This window comes from Methylobacterium sp. E-016, assembly GCF_022829745.1.
In the GTDB taxonomy this organism is placed as follows: domain Bacteria; phylum Pseudomonadota; class Alphaproteobacteria; order Rhizobiales; family Beijerinckiaceae; genus Methylobacterium.
The window spans coordinates 63,521-78,104 of record NZ_JAKSYF010000151.1 but is presented as its reverse complement, the minus strand read 5'-3'; the positions used below and the strand labels follow the sequence as shown (position 1 = coordinate 78,104).

The 14,584-nt window shown below is 70.9% G+C and carries 14 protein-coding genes; 9 read left to right on the top strand and 5 right to left on the bottom strand.

Translation table 11 applies throughout. The features are described 5' to 3' along the window. Window positions 1-26 precede the first annotated feature (26 nt). Complete coding sequence (locus MKK68_RS22320; RefSeq protein ID WP_244032970.1) at window positions 27-1,193, top strand: AI-2E family transporter; 1,167 nt, start codon at window positions 27-29, stop codon at window positions 1,191-1,193. A 15-nt stretch (window positions 1,194-1,208) separates the two neighbouring features. Here MKK68_RS22320 and MKK68_RS22315 read toward each other — a convergent pair whose 3' ends face one another. Then, a complete protein-coding gene (locus tag MKK68_RS22315) occupies window positions 1,209-2,444 on the bottom strand; it encodes an amidase (protein ID WP_243936814.1) in 1,236 nt (411 codons plus the stop codon). A 208-nt stretch (window positions 2,445-2,652) separates the two neighbouring features. On the opposite strand from MKK68_RS22315, the gene MKK68_RS22310 reads away from it, so the two are divergent. The 4 genes from MKK68_RS22310 to MKK68_RS22295 all read left to right on the top strand — a co-directional run bounded on the left by MKK68_RS22310 (window position 2,653) and on the right by MKK68_RS22295 (window position 5,837). After that, the gene (locus tag MKK68_RS22310; protein ID WP_244032969.1) at window positions 2,653-3,660 is read left to right on the top strand and encodes an extensin family protein; all 1,008 of its coding nucleotides are present in this window, start codon (window positions 2,653-2,655) and stop codon (window positions 3,658-3,660) included. A 138-nt stretch (window positions 3,661-3,798) separates the two neighbouring features. Further along, window positions 3,799-4,266: a hypothetical protein gene (locus tag MKK68_RS22305; RefSeq protein WP_244032968.1), complete on the top strand. Its 468-nt coding sequence runs from the start codon at window positions 3,799-3,801 to the stop codon at window positions 4,264-4,266. Then, window positions 4,263-4,925, top strand: a complete 663-nt coding sequence (locus MKK68_RS22300) for a ribonuclease T2 family protein (protein WP_147860168.1) — start codon at window positions 4,263-4,265, stop codon at window positions 4,923-4,925. Before MKK68_RS22305 ends, MKK68_RS22300 begins: the two co-directional genes overlap by 4 nt. A gap of 66 nt (window positions 4,926-4,991) precedes the next feature. After that, window positions 4,992-5,837, top strand: a complete 846-nt coding sequence (locus MKK68_RS22295; RefSeq protein WP_244032967.1) for a 23S rRNA (adenine(2030)-N(6))-methyltransferase RlmJ — start codon at window positions 4,992-4,994, stop codon at window positions 5,835-5,837. A 176-nt stretch (window positions 5,838-6,013) separates the two neighbouring features. Here MKK68_RS22295 and MKK68_RS22290 read toward each other — a convergent pair whose 3' ends face one another. Then, on the bottom strand, window positions 6,014-8,161 hold the full coding sequence (locus MKK68_RS22290; protein ID WP_244032966.1) for a sodium-translocating pyrophosphatase: 2,148 nt from the start codon (window positions 8,159-8,161) through the stop codon (window positions 6,014-6,016). A 278-nt stretch (window positions 8,162-8,439) separates the two neighbouring features. Between MKK68_RS22290 and MKK68_RS22285 the strand changes: the two genes are divergently transcribed. Next, complete coding sequence (locus MKK68_RS22285) at window positions 8,440-8,916, top strand: hypothetical protein (RefSeq protein ID WP_244032965.1); 477 nt, start codon at window positions 8,440-8,442, stop codon at window positions 8,914-8,916. On the opposite strand, the gene thiL is transcribed toward MKK68_RS22285, so the two are convergent. Genes thiL through ribH form a run of 3 tightly spaced genes read right to left on the bottom strand, consistent with a single transcriptional unit; the run spans window position 8,836 to window position 10,811 of the window. Further along, window positions 8,836-9,831, bottom strand: a complete 996-nt coding sequence (gene thiL / locus MKK68_RS22280) for a thiamine-phosphate kinase (RefSeq protein ID WP_244032964.1) — start codon at window positions 9,829-9,831, stop codon at window positions 8,836-8,838. The two genes, MKK68_RS22285 and thiL, sit on opposite strands and share 81 nt — an antisense overlap. Before the next feature lie 7 nt (window positions 9,832-9,838). Continuing rightward, a complete protein-coding gene (nusB, locus tag MKK68_RS22275; RefSeq protein WP_147859651.1) occupies window positions 9,839-10,309 on the bottom strand; it encodes a transcription antitermination factor NusB in 471 nt (156 codons plus the stop codon). A gap of 13 nt (window positions 10,310-10,322) precedes the next feature. After that, on the bottom strand, window positions 10,323-10,811 hold the full coding sequence (gene ribH / locus MKK68_RS22270) for a 6,7-dimethyl-8-ribityllumazine synthase (protein ID WP_244032963.1): 489 nt from the start codon (window positions 10,809-10,811) through the stop codon (window positions 10,323-10,325). Window positions 10,812-11,138: 327 nt separating this feature from the next. Between ribH and MKK68_RS22265 the strand changes: the two genes are divergently transcribed. The 3 genes from MKK68_RS22265 (at window position 11,139) to MKK68_RS22255 (ending at window position 14,574) form a co-directional block, all read left to right on the top strand. Next, window positions 11,139-12,122, top strand: a complete 984-nt coding sequence (locus MKK68_RS22265) for an ABC transporter ATP-binding protein (RefSeq protein WP_147842578.1) — start codon at window positions 11,139-11,141, stop codon at window positions 12,120-12,122. A gap of 33 nt (window positions 12,123-12,155) precedes the next feature. Then, entirely contained in the window at window positions 12,156-13,421 is a 1,266-nt protein-coding gene (locus tag MKK68_RS22260) for a PotD/PotF family extracellular solute-binding protein (RefSeq protein WP_244032962.1), read from the top strand. A gap of 211 nt (window positions 13,422-13,632) precedes the next feature. Continuing rightward, window positions 13,633-14,574: an ABC transporter permease gene (locus MKK68_RS22255; protein WP_244032961.1), complete on the top strand. Its 942-nt coding sequence runs from the start codon at window positions 13,633-13,635 to the stop codon at window positions 14,572-14,574. Window positions 14,575-14,584: the final 10 nt, after the last annotated feature.

Below are 14,584 nucleotides of genomic sequence, written 5' to 3'. Positions count from 1 at the left end.
ACGCCGCACCAGTTTCGAAGGACGACATGGCCGAACCCAAGACCGAAGCGTTCGCCGGGCCCGTCGGCCCCTGGCGAGGGACGCTGCCGCTCGCCGCATCCGGCATCGCGGTGGTGTCGTTCGTGGCGCTGCTGGCGCTGGCCTGGATGTCGGTGGCGACGCTGTTCCTGGTCTTCGCCGGAGTGCTCCTCGGCGTCTTCCTCGACGGGCTGACCCGTGGCCTCGGCCACGTCCTGCCCCTGCCCCGCGGCCTGCGGCTGACGATCGCCAGCCTCGCGGTCGCGGCGGCGGCCATCGGCCTGATCGGCTTCGGCGGCGCGACCGTGGTGCAGCAGGGGCGCGACCTCGGCCAGACGATCAAGAGCCAGGCGGGCACGCTCACGTCGTGGCTGTCGTCCTACGGCATCGACCTGCCGATCCTCGACTCCGTCGGCGGGCCGGACGGCAAGGGCAAGGACGAGAAGCCCGCGCCCAAGGACGACGACAAGAAGCCGGAAGGCCTCGGCGGCCTCGCCTCGAGCGCGATCAAGAGCCCGGGCTCGCTCCTGTCGGATGCGGGCAACGTTCTGGGCCCGGCGGCGGCGGTGATCATCGGGCTGTTCAGCGCGCTCGGCAACGTGCTGGTGATCGTCTTCCTCGGCCTGTCCTTCGCCGCCGATCCGGCGAGCTACCGCGACGGGGTGCTGCGCTTCATCCCGCCCAGGAAGCGCGATCGCTGGTCGAAGGTGCTCGACGGGGCCGGCGAGACCCTGCGGCATTGGCTGTTCGGCCAGCTCATCACGATGACGGTGATCTTCCTGTGCATCTGGGGCGGCCTCGCCTTCCTCGGCATCGGCGGCTCGCTGATTCTCGGGCTCCAGGCCGGCCTGCTGGCCTTCGTGCCGACGGTGGGTCCGCTCGTCGCCGGCGTGATCATCCTGCTGGCGAGCCTCGCCTCGGGGGTGAACGCGCTGCTCGGCGCGCTCGGCGTCTACCTGCTGGTGCAGTGCCTGGAGAGCTACGGGCTGACGCCGTTCATCCAGAAGCGCGCCCTCGACATCCCGCCGGCGACGATCTTCGCCGGGCAGCTCGTGCTCGGCGTGATCTTCGGCCTGTGGGGCATCGCGCTGGCCCTGCCGATGATGGCGGTGATCAAGGTGCTGCTGGAGCAGCTCTACGTCGAGGACACGCTCGGCGAGGACGCCACCGTCTGACGCGCTGTGGGCGCCCTACCGTTCCAGGGCGCCCTCGATCATCGCGGCGACGGCGAGGGCCCGCCCGTCGTCGCCGAACCGGGCGATCACCTGCACGCCGACGGGCAGTCCGTCCCCCGGCACCGGCACGTTCACGCAGGGCACGCCCATCAGCGTCCACAGGCGGTTGAAGCGGGCGTCGCCCGTCGAGGCCAGCGTCCGCGGCGCGAAGCCGGGGGCCGAATAGGTCAGGATCGCGTCGAAATCCGAGAACAGCGTCTTCAGCAGGCGCCGCGCCCGGTGCGCCTTGCGGCGGGCGTCGTCGTAGGCGGCCGCGTCGAGCCCCTGCGCGGCGTCGAGCTGCGGACCGAGCCGCGGGCTCAGGGCGTCGCGATGGTGGGCGTATTCCCAGGCCAGCGCCTGGCGCGCCTCGAAATCCTGGATCGTCCCGTGGCTCTCGAACGCCGCGGCGAACTCCGCCGGCAGCGCGAAGTCGCGCACCAGCGCGCCCGCGCGCTCGGCCGCCTGCCGCGCACGGTCGAGCGCTCCTTGCGCCTCGGGCGCCGGGGCTTCGGCGTAGTCCTGCGTCACGACCATGACCCGCGGCGTGCCGGGCGCGGTGCCGCCGAGGTCGATCGCCGGACGGCCGGCGATCAGCGCCAGCGCGTGGGCGACGTCGCCGATGCCGGCCCCGAACAGGCCGAGCGTGTCGAGGGCCCACGAGAACGTCTTCACGCCCACCGTCGGCAGCAGCCGGAACGACGGCTTGATCGCGGCGCAGCCGCAGAAGCTCGCCGGCCGGATCACCGAGCCGCCGGTCTGGGTGCCGAGGGCCAGCGGCAGCATCCCGGCCCCGACCGCGGCGGCGGAGCCCGCCGAGGAGCCGCCGGGCGTGTGGTTCGAATCGTGCGGGTTCGTGGTCTCGGTCGGATCGACGCTGGCGAAGGGCGAGGTCGTGGTCTTGGCCAGCGCCACCGCGCCCAGCGCCTTGAGCCGCATGACGATGGCGGCGTCGGCCTTCGGGCGCCAGCCGTCGTAGATCGGCGAGCCCATCTGCGTCGGCATCGCGGCGGTGTCGATGATGTCCTTGACGCCCACCGCGATCCCGGCGAGCGGCCCGGCATCGGTGACGGCGGGCGCGGGATCGGTGACGACGGTGGCGCGCACCACCGGATCGCGCGCGAGGATCGCCTCCTGCGACAGGCGGATTGCGCCCTCCGGCGTGAGGGTGCCGGCTTCGATGCGGCGGCGCAGGTCGACCAACGAAAGCATCACGCGTCCTTGACTTGAGGGCCCATCGCGAAGGCCGCCGGTTCCGGGGCGGGTCCGACGACGACCGCCGCGGGCGCCGGTGCAGGTTTCGTGCGCGGATGCGCGAAGGCCCGGCCGGCGGTGCCCGGGGCGTAGCATGCGCAAGGCCCCGCCGCGAAGGCGGCAGCGTTAGCATCGCGTTTACGCGTCCGTGATCATTCTCCGCGTCATGTGGCGTAGCGTTCTCGCATTCTCCGCCCTTGCGCTGTTCGGCGCGGGGCTCACCGGCTGTGCGATCAACAAGTTTGAGCGCCGCGACGCCTGGCGCGACCAGGCGGAGCAGGTGTGCCTGGCCAAGAAGCTCGTCGAGCCGACCGAGTTCGTCGTCCCGTCCAAGGAGATCGACGGGCCCGGCCCCTGCGGCATGACGCAGCCGTTCCGGGTGACGCGGCTCGGCGGCGGCGCCGTGGTCCTAAAGCAGCGCATGACGCTCGGCTGCCCGGCGCTCGCGGAAGCCGAAGCCTGGCTCGCCGACACGATCCAGCCGGCGGCGAACCTGTATTTCGGCCAGCCGGTCGCCGAGATCAACGCCGGCTCCTACGCCTGCCGCGGGCGCAACAACCAGGTCGGCGCCAAGCTGTCCGAGCATTCCTTCGGCAACGCCATCGACGTGATGTCGTTCAAGCTCGCCGACGGCTACGTCATCACCGTCAAGGGCGGCTGGCGCGGCACGGAGGCCGAGCAGGGCTTCCTGCGCGAGGTCTTCATCGGGGCCTGCCAGCGCTTCACCACCGTGCTGGCGCCCGGCTCCAACGTGTTCCACTACGACCACATCCACGTCGACCTGGCGCGCCACGACCCGCGCGGGCTGAAGCGGATCTGCCAGCCGCTGATCAAGTTCACGCCACAGCTCGGCTCGGACAGCCCGCGGCCGATGTCCCGCCCCCGCCCGCCCGAGCGCCAGCCGGCGCCGCCGCAGGCCCCGGTGGATATCGAGGAGGACGATCCCTACGGCGCGACGCCGATGTCCCGGGCCGCCAGCCCGACACAGGTCGCCCGCGCGCCCGCCCGGCCGGCGGCGCTCTCGGCCTACGCCTCGGCCCCGGCGCCGCGCCCGCTTCCGTCACGTCCCGCGCCCCGCGTCGCGGCGGCCTTGCCGGAGGAAAACGTGGGTGGCGGTTCCGAGGAGCCGCTCTCGCTCGCCGCGCCCGGGCTGGCGTCGGGGCCGATCTACTGAGCGTCACCCGGCCGGCGGGTGTGCCTCCCGTGCGCCACCGGCCCGCGAAAGCGTGGCCGGACGGGTCGTCCGGCTTGACTTGAGCGTGCCCCGGGCCATCGTCCCCGGATGCAGGACAACACGCGGAAAGCACCCGCCATGCGCTTGAACGCCGTCTCCGTCGCTTTGGGCGTCGGCCTCATCCTCGCCGGCTGCCTGCAGCCGGCCTTCGCCCGCTCGGCGCGGGAGGACATCGAGCCTTCCGAGGAGCGCGCCTTCCCCTTCGACGCCAACATCCCGGCCTGCCAGGATTCGAGCGTGCTGGAGAAGGTCTCGACGCAGTTCGCCGAGAAGGAGGCGAAGTTCTGGAACTCGTCCCTGACGATCGTAGCCTACGACACGATCGAGCGGACGGCGTGGCGACCGTGGGGCCTCGATTTCATCCCACGTCGATTCTGCACCGCGACCGCGACCACCTCGGACGGCGTCCGCCGCAAGGTCGACTACTCCGTGCGCGAGAGCCTCGGCATCATCGGCGCGACCTGGGGCGTCGAGCTCTGCGTCCACGGCCTCGACCGCGACCTGAGCTACGCCTACGCCACCGCCTGCCGCATGGCGCGCCCGTGACGCGTGCCGGCCTCGCCCTGGCGGCCCTGCTGGCCGCCGGAAGCGCGCAGGCGCAGGATTACGGCGGCTTCGGCCGCGGCAACGACACGCCCGGCGGCTTCGACTTCTACGTCCTGGCCCTGTCCTGGTCCCCGACCTACTGCGAGACCGCCGGCCAGCGCGACGACCGCCAATGCGCCGCCGGGCGCGGCCTCGGCTTCGTCGTGCACGGGCTGTGGCCGCAATACACCCGCGGCTACCCGCAGAACTGCTCGGCCGTGCAGCGCTCGCCGACGCCGCAGGCCATGGAGGTCGCCGGCCAGGTCTACCCGAGCGAGGGGCTCGCCCGCTACGAGTGGCGCAAGCACGGCACCTGCTCCGGCCTCGACCCGACCGCCTACTTCAACGCCGCCCGCACGGCGCGCCTGGCGGTGACCATCCCCGACGACCTCAAGACCTCGGGTTCGGAGCGCCGCCTGGCGCCGATCGAGATCGCGCGGCAGTTCGTGACCGCGAACCCCGGCTTGCGGCCGGACATGATGGCGGTGTCCTGCGCCCGCGGGCAGCTCCAGGACGTGCGGATCTGCTTCACCAAGGACCTGCGCGGGTTCGCCGCCTGCCCGGAGGTCGCGCGCGGCAATTGCCGCGCGCCCGAGATCACGGTCGGCGCCGCGCGCTGAGCCTTTTCGGCGGATTCGGGGTCCGACGGCTGGACCCGGGCCGCCGGATCCGCTTGATCGTCCGTCATGAACTATCGCCACGCCTTCCATGCCGGCAACTTCGCGGACGTGCTCAAGCACCTTGTGCTGACGCGGGTGCTCGCGCATCTCGGCCTCAAGCCGGCGCCCTATCGGGCGATCGACACCCATGCGGGCCTCGGCTTCTACGACCTCACCGCCGAAGAGGCCGGGCGCACCGCCGAGTGGGTCGACGGCTGGGGACGCCTCGACGACCCGTTTCCGCAGGCCGTGGAGGATCTGCTTGCCCCCTACCGCGCCGCGGTCGCCGCGGTCCGGGCGCGCCACGGCGCCACCACCTATCCCGGCTCGCCGGCGCTGATCCGCGAGTTCCTGCGGGCCGAGGACCAGGGCGTGTTCGTCGAGCTGCATCCCGAGGACCACGCGGTGCTGCGCGAGCGCTTCAACGGTCACGCCCGCACCAAGGTGCTGCACCTTGACGGCTGGACCGCCCTCAACGCGATGATCCCGCCGCCCGAGCGCCGCGGGCTCGTCCTGATCGACCCGCCCTACGAGGTGCCGGGCGAGGTCGACCGGCTCGGCGCCCATCTGGCCCGGGCGGTGGCGAAGTGGCCGACCGGCGTGTTCCTGGCCTGGTACCCGATCAAAAACCTCGCCGCCGTCGACCGCATGGTCGCCGCGCTGGACGGCGCCCTGACCCGCCCGGCGCTCCGCCTCGACCTCATGATCGACCGGCCCGACGACACGCGGCTCACCGGCAACGGCCTGATCGTGGTCAACCCGCCCTGGCGCCTGGCGGAGGAAGCCGCGCTGTTCATGCCGGCCCTGGCCGAGCGCCTGGCCCGCGGCGCGTACGGCGCGTTTCGCTGCGAGGCGATCGGGACGGTTGCTTGAAGTCCGTCGGATCCGCCCCGCATCCGAGACCACACCTCATCCCGAGGTGCCGCAGCGACGCGGAACCCTCCAAGGCGCCCTCCAGAGGCCGCCGAGCGGTCCGGAGGCCTCCTTTGAGGACCGATCGCGCGGCTACCTCAGGATGAGGAGGAAGATGGGATCGACCGGCATCGACCTCACGCATGCGCCAGGATCGCCAGCAGCAGCAATGCGATGATGTTGGTGATCTTGATTGCCGGGTTCACCGCGGGGCCGGCGGTGTCCTTGTAGGGGTCGCCGACGGTATCGCCGGTGACGGCCGCCTTGTGCGCGTCCGAGCCCTTGCCGCCGTGATGGCCGTCCTCGATGTACTTCTTCGCGTTGTCCCAGGCGCCGCCGCCCGAGGTCATCGAGATCGCCACGTAGAGGCCGGTAAGGATCACGCCGAGCAGGCTCGCGCCGACCGTGGCGAAGGCCTGGGACTTGCCCGCGACGAGCTGGATCGCGAAGAACAGCACGATCGGCATCAGCACCGGCAGCAGCGAGGGCACGATCATCTCGCGGATCGCCGCCCGCGTCAGCATGTCGACGGCGCGGCCGAAATCCGGCCGGTCGGTGCCGGCCATGATCCCCGGCTTCTCCCGGAACTGGCGGCGGACCTCCTCGACCACGGCGCCGGCCGCCCGGCCCACGGCCGTCATCGCCATGCCGGCGAACAGGAACGGGATCAGCCCCCCGATCAGCAGGCCGACGACGACGTAGGGGTTGGACAGCGAGAAATCGACCGTGACGCCCTTGAAGAAGCGGTACTGCGTGTCGCTGGCGTTGGCGATGAAGTAGTCGAGGTCCGAGGTGTAGGCGGCGAACAGCACCAGCGCCCCGAGGCCGGCCGAGCCGATCGCGTAGCCCTTGGTGACCGCCTTGGTGGTGTTGCCGACGGCGTCGAGGGCGTCGGTGGACTTGCGGACCTCGGAGGGCAGGCCCGCCATCTCGGCGATGCCGCCGGCGTTGTCGGTGACCGGGCCGAAGGCGTCGAGCGCCACGATGAAGCCGGCGAGCGCCAGCATCGCCGTGACCGCGATGGCGATGCCGAACAGCCCCGCCAGCGCATAGGTGGAGATAATGCCGCCGACGATCACGAGGGCCGGAAGCGCGGTCGATTCGAGCGAGACCGCGAGGCCCTGGATCACGTTGGTGCCGTGCCCGGTGACCGAGGCGTCGGCGATCGACTTCACCGGGCGGAAGTTCGTGCCGGTGTAGTACTCGGTGATGACCACGATCAGCGCGGTGATCGCGAGGCCGATCACCGCGCAGCCGAGCAGGCCGCCCGACGTGAAGCTGACGCCGGTGGAGGTGGTGAAGCGCGTCGCGAAACCGCCGAACAGGGCGAGGTTGACGGCGGCGATGGCCCCGACCGAGAGCACGCCCGCGGTGATCAGGCCCTTGTACAGTGCCCCCATGATCGACTGGTTCGACCCGAGCCGCACGGCGTAGGTGCCGGCGATCGAGGTGAGGATGCAGGCCGAGCCGATGGCGAGCGGATAGATCATCATCGCCTCGAGCACGTTGCGGCCCGCGACGTCGACCTGCCCGCCGAAGAAGATCGCCGCGAGCACCATCGTGGCAACGACGGTGACGGCGTAGGTCTCGAACAGGTCGGCCGCCATGCCGGCGCAATCGCCGACGTTGTCGCCGACGTTGTCGGCGATGGTGGCGGGGTTGCGCGGGTCGTCCTCCGGGATCCCCGCCTCGACCTTGCCGACGAGGTCGCCGCCGACGTCGGCGCCCTTGGTGAAGATGCCGCCGCCGAGGCGGGCGAAGATCGAGATCAGCGAGGCGCCGAAGCCGAGCGCGACGAGCGCGTCGATGACCTCGCGGCTGGCCGGCGGCAGGCCGGCCCCGCGGGTGAGATAAAGGTAGTAGAAGGCGACGCCGAGCAGCGCGAGCCCCGCGACCAGCATGCCGGTTACGGCGCCCGACTTGAACGCGACCTCGAGGCCGCCGCCGAGCGACGTCGAGGCCGCCTGCGCCGTGCGCACGTTGGCACGCACCGAGACGTTCATGCCGATGAAGCCGGCCGCCCCGGACAGGACCGCGCCGATGAGGAAGCCGATGGCGACCTTGATCCCGAGGAAGAAGGCCAAAGCCGCGAACAGCACGACGCCGACGAGGCCGATGGTGGCGTATTGGCGCTTGAGGTAGGCCTGCGCGCCCTCGGCGATCGCGGCGGCGATCTCCTGCATGCGCTGCGTGCCGGCGTCCCGTCTCATCACGTCGTTGATCGTCACGATGCCGTAGGCGACGGCGCACAGCCCGCCCAGGATGATCAGCAGCAAAGCGGTCATGCACCCGTCCCTTGTTCTCGTGATGCCTGGCGTCGGCTTGATGTTGTCGAGCTTGGCCCTTGGGCCCGGACGAACGGCTCGGATTCGGCATTCCTTCCCAGAAGTGCGAGACTTGATTGCCAAACTTCGCGGTCGAGCGCAAACGCCACTTTTGTATTTCGACACTAGATCTTGCTGCAACGCAGCAATGAGCATTGAATTCTGATTTGCGGCCTGCCCGCTCATCGTTGGCCGGGTTTTGCGCGTGGTCCGATCCGGACCCCGCGACGCGCGGCGGGATGCACGTTTACCGGCCGTTAACCATGACGAACACTACCTTCGGTTGCATCAACGAAGGGTGCTCGACGATGAGTGGCGATCAGGTGGTGAAGCTCGCAGCGACGATCGAGGTGCTGACGAACGCGGTGCAGTTCCTGGTGGCGGAACGTGTCAGCATGCAGCCGCCGTCCGTGCACGGCGCGCTGCTTCAGGTCCTCCAGCGCTCGCTCTCCGCCCCGGCGGAGCGGGACGATGCGCATCCCGGCGGCACGGCGGTGCAGCGGGCCGAACTCGCCCATTGGACGCCGATCATCGCCGCCACCCTGATCGACGACGTCCGGCGCCAGCTCGGCCGCGAGCCCGAGGGCTCGCCGCACGACGCGGCGCCTCAGGCCCGGACGATCTCCGAGACCTTTTCAGAAATGGCTGAACGCGCCCGCCGCGAAAACGCGCGTGGCTCCGTCGACACCTTGAAAGCCGGGCCGTCCGCTGCCTGAGGCGACGGTGCCGAGGACCGCGACCGGCACGCCCGCGAGCGAGGCCGCCTGGCGGAACGCGTCGAGGTCGTCGGGCGCCACGGTGCAGAGGATCTCGTAATCGTCGCCGCCGGTGACGGCGACGTCGAGGAGGTCGGGCCTCCCATCGACGACGCGGGCGGCGGCTTGCGACAGCGGGAGCGCCGCGGTGTCGATCGTCGCCGTCGCGCCGGCACCGGCCAGCATCTTGGCGAGGTCGCCGGCGAGCCCGTCGGACACGTCCATCGCCGCGGTCGCGAAGCGCAGCACCGCGTCGGCGAGGGCCAGCCGCGGCCGCGGGTGCAGGTAGCGGTCGGCCAGATGGCTGCGCGATGCGCCATCGAGCGCCCGGACCCATTCGGCATCCGGCTTGAGCCGCATCCGCAGGCCGAGCGCCGCGTCGCCGATGGTGCCGCTGACGCAGATCCGGTCGCCGACCCGCGCCGTGGTACGGCGCACGATGCGCCCCGCGGGGACTTCGCCGATCGCGGTGATGCCGATCAGCGCCGGACCGCCCGACCGCACCGTGTCGCCGCCGAGCAGCGGGCAGCCGGACGCCCGGCTCGCCTGCCCGAGCCCTTCGGCGAAGGCGGCGAGCCACGCCTCGGTCCAGTCCGCCGGCAAAGCCAGCGTGAGCAGGAAGCCGCGCGGCGCGGCGCCCTTGGCGGCGATGTCGGAGAGGTTCACCCCGAGCGCCTTGCGCGCGAGCGAGCCGGGCGGGTCGTCGGGAAAGTAATGGACGCCGGAGACGATCGCGTCGGCGGTGAGCACGAGGTCGTGGCCGGGGCTCGGCGCGAGGCTCGCCGCATCGTCGCGCAGGCCATCGGCGCCGGGGCCGGCGAGCGGCGCGAAGTAGCGCGCGATCAGCGCGTCCTCGGTCGGGCGCGATGCGCTCACCGGACGCTCACCCCTGCTTGGCGCCGGCCAGTTCCGCCGCGCGGGTCTGGCGCGCGACCTTGTCGAGGACGGCGTTGACCATGCCCGGCTCGTCGCCGGTGTAGAAGCTGTGGGCGACGTCGACGTATTCCGAGATGGCGGCACGGGCCGGAACGTCGCGGCGGAACATCAGCTCGTAGGTGCCGGCGCGCAGGATGGCGCGCAGCACCACCTCGATGCGCTTGAGCGGCCAGCCCTGGCTCAGCGCCTGGTCGATCTGCGGATCGATCGCGCGCTGCTCCTCCACCACGCCGCGCAGCAGGTCGCGGAAGAAGGCCGGCTCGGCCGCCGGGTGCAGCACGCCATCGATCTCCTTGCCGAGCCAGAAGGTCTCGAACTCGGCGAGCGCGTCGAGCACGCCCTTGCCGGAGATCTCCATGTCGTAGAGCGCCTGCACCACGGAGAGCCGGGCGCCGCTGCGCGGATTGATCTTGGTCATGATCGTCAGGCTCTCATGCAGCGGCGGCCGCGCGCTTGAGCGCCAGCACCGCGAGTGCCGCCTCGGCCGCGCCGCCGCCCTTGTTCATCTCGGAGACGCGGGCACGGGCTTGGGCCTGCGCCTCGTTCTCCACCGTCAGGATGCCGTTGCCGAGCGGCAGGCACAGGTCGACGGACAGGTCCATCAGCGCGCGCGCGCTCTCGCCGGCGACGATGTCGTAATGCCCGGTCTCGCCGCGGATGACGCAGCCCAGAGCCACCACGGCGTCGTAGGGCGTGCCGGCCGTCTCGGCCGCTGCGAGTAGGATCGCCACCGTCGCCGGAATCTCGAGCGCGCCCGGCACCGTCACGACCGTCGCCTCGGCCTCGGCCGCCGCGATGGCGGCGCGGGCGCCTTCGAGCAGGTCGTCGGACAGGCCGTCGTAGAAGCGCGCCTCGACCACGAGGACCCGGGCGCCGGGCGTTTTCGGGGACGCGGGCGCGTCCTTGCGTTCGATGTACATGGGACTCGTGGGACTCCGGCGGACCCGCCGCGCGGGCGGCGGGCGCTGACCGACGCGCCGTCTCCGGCCGTCTCGCATCCAGGGTGTTCGGGGCAGCGAGGGTTAGACCGAAGCGGCCGCCGCCACAAGCGCGCCCGCACGGGGCCGCCTGCGGGCAGGGCATCGCTTCCATGCGCCCGGGTCCATGCGCCGAGTGCATATGCCCGATTCTCCGGGCCCGAGCGCGACGCGGCAGGCGGCGCATCGTTTTCCCGGCATCGGCGTGGCCGGGATGGCCCGCGGCTTGCTCCCCGGTTTCGCCGCAGGGGTGCAGGGCGAAGGAACCGCATGAACGTCGAGCTGATCGGGCTGACCAAGCGCTACGGCGCGACCCTCGCCGTCGATGCGATCGACCTGAAAATCCCGTCGGGCGCCTATTGCTGCCTGCTCGGCCCGTCGGGCTGCGGCAAGACCACGACGCTGCGGATGATCGGCGGCCACGAGGCGGTCAGCGCCGGCGAGGTCGTGATCGGCCCGCGTGCCGTCGGTGACGCGCCGCCCGCGGAGCGCGGCACGGCGATGATGTTCCAGAGCTACGCGCTGTTCCCGCACCTGACCTGCCGGGACAACGTCGCGTTCTCGCTCAGGATGCGCGGCGTCGCGAAGGCCGAGCGCCGCGCCAAGGCCGACGCGATGCTCGACCTCGTGCAGATGGGGCACCTCGCCGACCGGCTTCCGGCGCAGCTCTCGGGCGGGCAGCAGCAGCGCGTGGCGCTCGCCCGCGCGCTGGTCACCGGACCGAAGGTGCTGCTCCTCGACGAGCCGCTTTCGGCCCTCGACCCGTTCCTCCGGGTGCGGATGCGGGTGGAGCTCAAGCGCATCCAGGCCGAGCTCGGCCTCACCTTCATCCACGTCACCCACAGCCAGGAGGAGGCGATGGCGCTCTCCGACCTCGTCGTGGTGATGAACGGCGGCAAGATCGAGCAGGCCGGCGACCCGCGCACGGTGTTCGAGCGGCCGGCCTCGGCCTTCGTCGCCCGCTTCATCGGCGGCCACAACGTCATCGCCCTGCCCGAGGGCAAGGTCGCGGTGCGCGCCGACCGGATGCGGCTCGGGGCCGAGGCCGGCGACGGCGCCGTGCAGGCCCGCGTCCTCGCGGTCGAGTACCAGGGCGCCAGCGTGCAGGTGGCGCTCGAGGCGGACGGGATGACCGAGCCGGGCGGGCTGAGCGCGGTCGTCGACGACGCGACCTTCGCCGGCCGCCCGCTGGCGCCGGGCGACCGCGTGGCGCTCGGCTGGGACCCCGCCGCCGCGCACCGCCTCGACGCCTGAGGCGACCGGCATCAAGAAAAGAAAGGGACGACGATGACCAACGGCATCAGATTCACGCGGCGCACGCTGCTCCAGGGAGCCGGCACCGCCCTCGCGGCCGGGCCGATCACCGGATTTCCCGCCGTCCACGCGGCCGAGCCGGTGACGCTGCGCTACCTCGGCACCGCCGTGAACCAGTCCGGCGACATCGCCCGGAAGGTGAAGGAGGATCTCGGGATCACGATCGAGTACATCCCGGTCGTCACCGACGAGGTGACGAAGCGCGCGGTGACGCAGCCGAACTCCTTCGACCTGATCGACACCGAGTTCTTCAGTCTGAAGAAGATCGTCCCCTCGGGCAACATCCTCGGCATGGATGCGCGCCGGATCAAGAACGCCGACAAGATCACCCCGATCTTCACCAAGGGTGAGATCGCCGGCAAGGCGATCGGCGACCAGGGCACCGCGCCGAAGAAGGTGTTCTACCTCGAAGGCCAGACGGGCAAGACCTTCGCGTCATCGCCGACCGAGTGGATCACCCTGATCCCGACGACCTACAACGCCGACACGCTCGGCATCCGCCCGGACCTGATCAAGCGCCCGATCACCAGCTGGAAGGAGCTGCTGAACCCCGAGTTCAAGGGCCGCGCCTCGATTCTCAACATCCCCTCCATCGGCATCATGGACGCGGCGATGGTGGTGGAGGCCACCGGCGACTACACCTACGCCGACAAGGGCAACATGACGAAGGCGGAGATCGACCGCACGATCAAGCTGCTGATCGAGGCCAAGCGCGCCGGCCAGTTCCGCGCCTTTTGGCAGGACTTCAACGAATCCGTGAACCTGATGGCGTCCGGCGAGACGGTGATCCAGTCGATGTGGTCGCCCGCCGTCACCAAGGTGCGCACGCAGGGGGTCGCCTGCACCTATCAGCCACTGAAGGAAGGCTACCGCGCCTGGGCCACGGGCTTCGGCCTGCCGAAGACGCTGACCGGCCGCAAGCTCGACGCGGCCTACGACTTCGTCAACTGGTTCCTTTCCGGCTGGGCCGGCGCCTACCTCAACCGCCAGGGCTACTATTCCGCCGTGCCCGAGACCGCCAAGACCCAGATGGAGCCGTACGAGTGGGCCTACTGGATGGAGGGCAAGCCCGCCGAGAAGGACATCCACGGCCCCGACGGCGGCCTGCTCGAGAAGGCCGGCGCCACCCGCGACGGCGGCGCCTTCGAGGCCCGCATGGGCGCGGTCGCCTGCTGGAACGCGGTCATGGACGAGAACACCTACATGGTCCGCAAGTGGAACGAGTTCATCGCGGCGTGAGGACGATGGCTGCGCCGCGCCCTTCGTTCGCCGAGGCCATGGTGCTCACGCACTTCGGCATTTCGCCTATGCATGGATCGTTCGAAGCACCGCCCTGCCCCCTCTCCCGAACGGGAGAGGGAACCCGCGATTCGAGGACAGGCGCCGTGGAACCGGTCGCCCGCGGACGCGGAAGGGAACGGCGCCCGCTGCATCGGTCGGAGGGCTCGCGATGAGCAACGTTGCGCTTCCCGCCCTCGCCGACGTGCCGGCGAATTCGGTTCGGGCCGAGGCCGCCCCGGCCCGCCGCCGGCGGCCCCTCGCCTATCTCCAGGCCGCGCCGATGGCGCTGGTGTTCCTGGTCTTCCTCGCGATCCCGCTCCTGCTGACGCTGATGGTCAGCTTTTGGGAGTACAACGAGTACGAGATCATCCCGGCCTTCACGCTGCAGAACTACCGCGACGTGTTCGAGGGCTGCGGCAACCTCGCCGACCCGTGCACCACGGCGCGGACCTATCTCTCGACTCTCAAGTTCTGCGCGCTGACGCTGGCCTTCACGCTGCTGATCGGGTTCCCGGTCGCGTACTTCCTCGCCTTCCACGTCCGCTCGCGCACCGTGCAGATGGGGCTGTTCCTGCTGTGCACGATCCCGTTCTGGACCTCGAACGTGATCCGCATGATCTCGTGGATCCCGCTGCTCGGGCGCAACGGCCTCGTCAACGACACCCTGCAGGGGATGGGCGTGATCGGGAGCCCGATCGAGGGTCTGCTGTACTCGGACTTCTCGGTGACCTTGGCTTTCGTGCACCTCTACACGGTCTTCATGATCGTGCCGATCTTCAACAGCATGGCGCGGATCGACCGATCGCTGATCGAGGCGGCCTACGATGCCGGGGCCACGGGGTGGCAGACGCTGTGGAGCGTGATCGTTCCCCTGTGCAAGCCGGGCATCGCCATCGGGACGATCTTCGTGCTCACCCTCGTGATGGGCGACTTCGTCACCGTCGGGGTGATGGGCGGCCAGCAGATCGCGTCGGTCGGCAAGGTGATCCAGGTGCAGATGTCGTACCTGCAGTTCCCGGCCGCGGCCGCCAACGCCGTGGTGCTGCTCGCCGCCGTGCTGATGATGATCCTCGGGCTCACCCGGGTGATCGACCTGCGGCGGGAACTCTGACCATGACGGA

What these genes read in the sequence shown, in the direction of transcription:
- MKK68_RS22260 (WP_244032962.1), top strand. Translation starts at nt 12,156, where the DNA reads ATGACCAACGGCATCAGATTCACGCGGCGCACGCTGCTCCAGGGAGCC.
- MKK68_RS22320 (WP_244032970.1), top strand. Translation starts at nt 27, where the DNA reads ATGGCCGAACCCAAGACCGAAGCGTTCGCCGGGCCCGTCGGCCCCTGG.
- MKK68_RS22255 (WP_244032961.1), top strand. Translation starts at nt 13,633, where the DNA reads ATGAGCAACGTTGCGCTTCCCGCCCTCGCCGACGTGCCGGCGAATTCG.
- MKK68_RS22265 (WP_147842578.1), top strand. Translation starts at nt 11,139, where the DNA reads ATGAACGTCGAGCTGATCGGGCTGACCAAGCGCTACGGCGCGACCCTC.
- nusB (WP_147859651.1), bottom strand. Translation starts at nt 10,309, where the DNA reads ATGACCAAGATCAATCCGCGCAGCGGCGCCCGGCTCTCCGTGGTGCAG.
- MKK68_RS22295 (WP_244032967.1), top strand. Translation starts at nt 4,992, where the DNA reads ATGAACTATCGCCACGCCTTCCATGCCGGCAACTTCGCGGACGTGCTC.
- MKK68_RS22285 (WP_244032965.1), top strand. Translation starts at nt 8,440, where the DNA reads ATGCACGTTTACCGGCCGTTAACCATGACGAACACTACCTTCGGTTGC.
- ribH (WP_244032963.1), bottom strand. Translation starts at nt 10,811, where the DNA reads ATGTACATCGAACGCAAGGACGCGCCCGCGTCCCCGAAAACGCCCGGC.
- MKK68_RS22290 (WP_244032966.1), bottom strand. Translation starts at nt 8,161, where the DNA reads ATGACCGCTTTGCTGCTGATCATCCTGGGCGGGCTGTGCGCCGTCGCC.
- MKK68_RS22310 (WP_244032969.1), top strand. Translation starts at nt 2,653, where the DNA reads ATGTGGCGTAGCGTTCTCGCATTCTCCGCCCTTGCGCTGTTCGGCGCG.
- MKK68_RS22315 (WP_243936814.1), bottom strand. Translation starts at nt 2,444, where the DNA reads ATGCTTTCGTTGGTCGACCTGCGCCGCCGCATCGAAGCCGGCACCCTC.
- MKK68_RS22305 (WP_244032968.1), top strand. Translation starts at nt 3,799, where the DNA reads ATGCGCTTGAACGCCGTCTCCGTCGCTTTGGGCGTCGGCCTCATCCTC.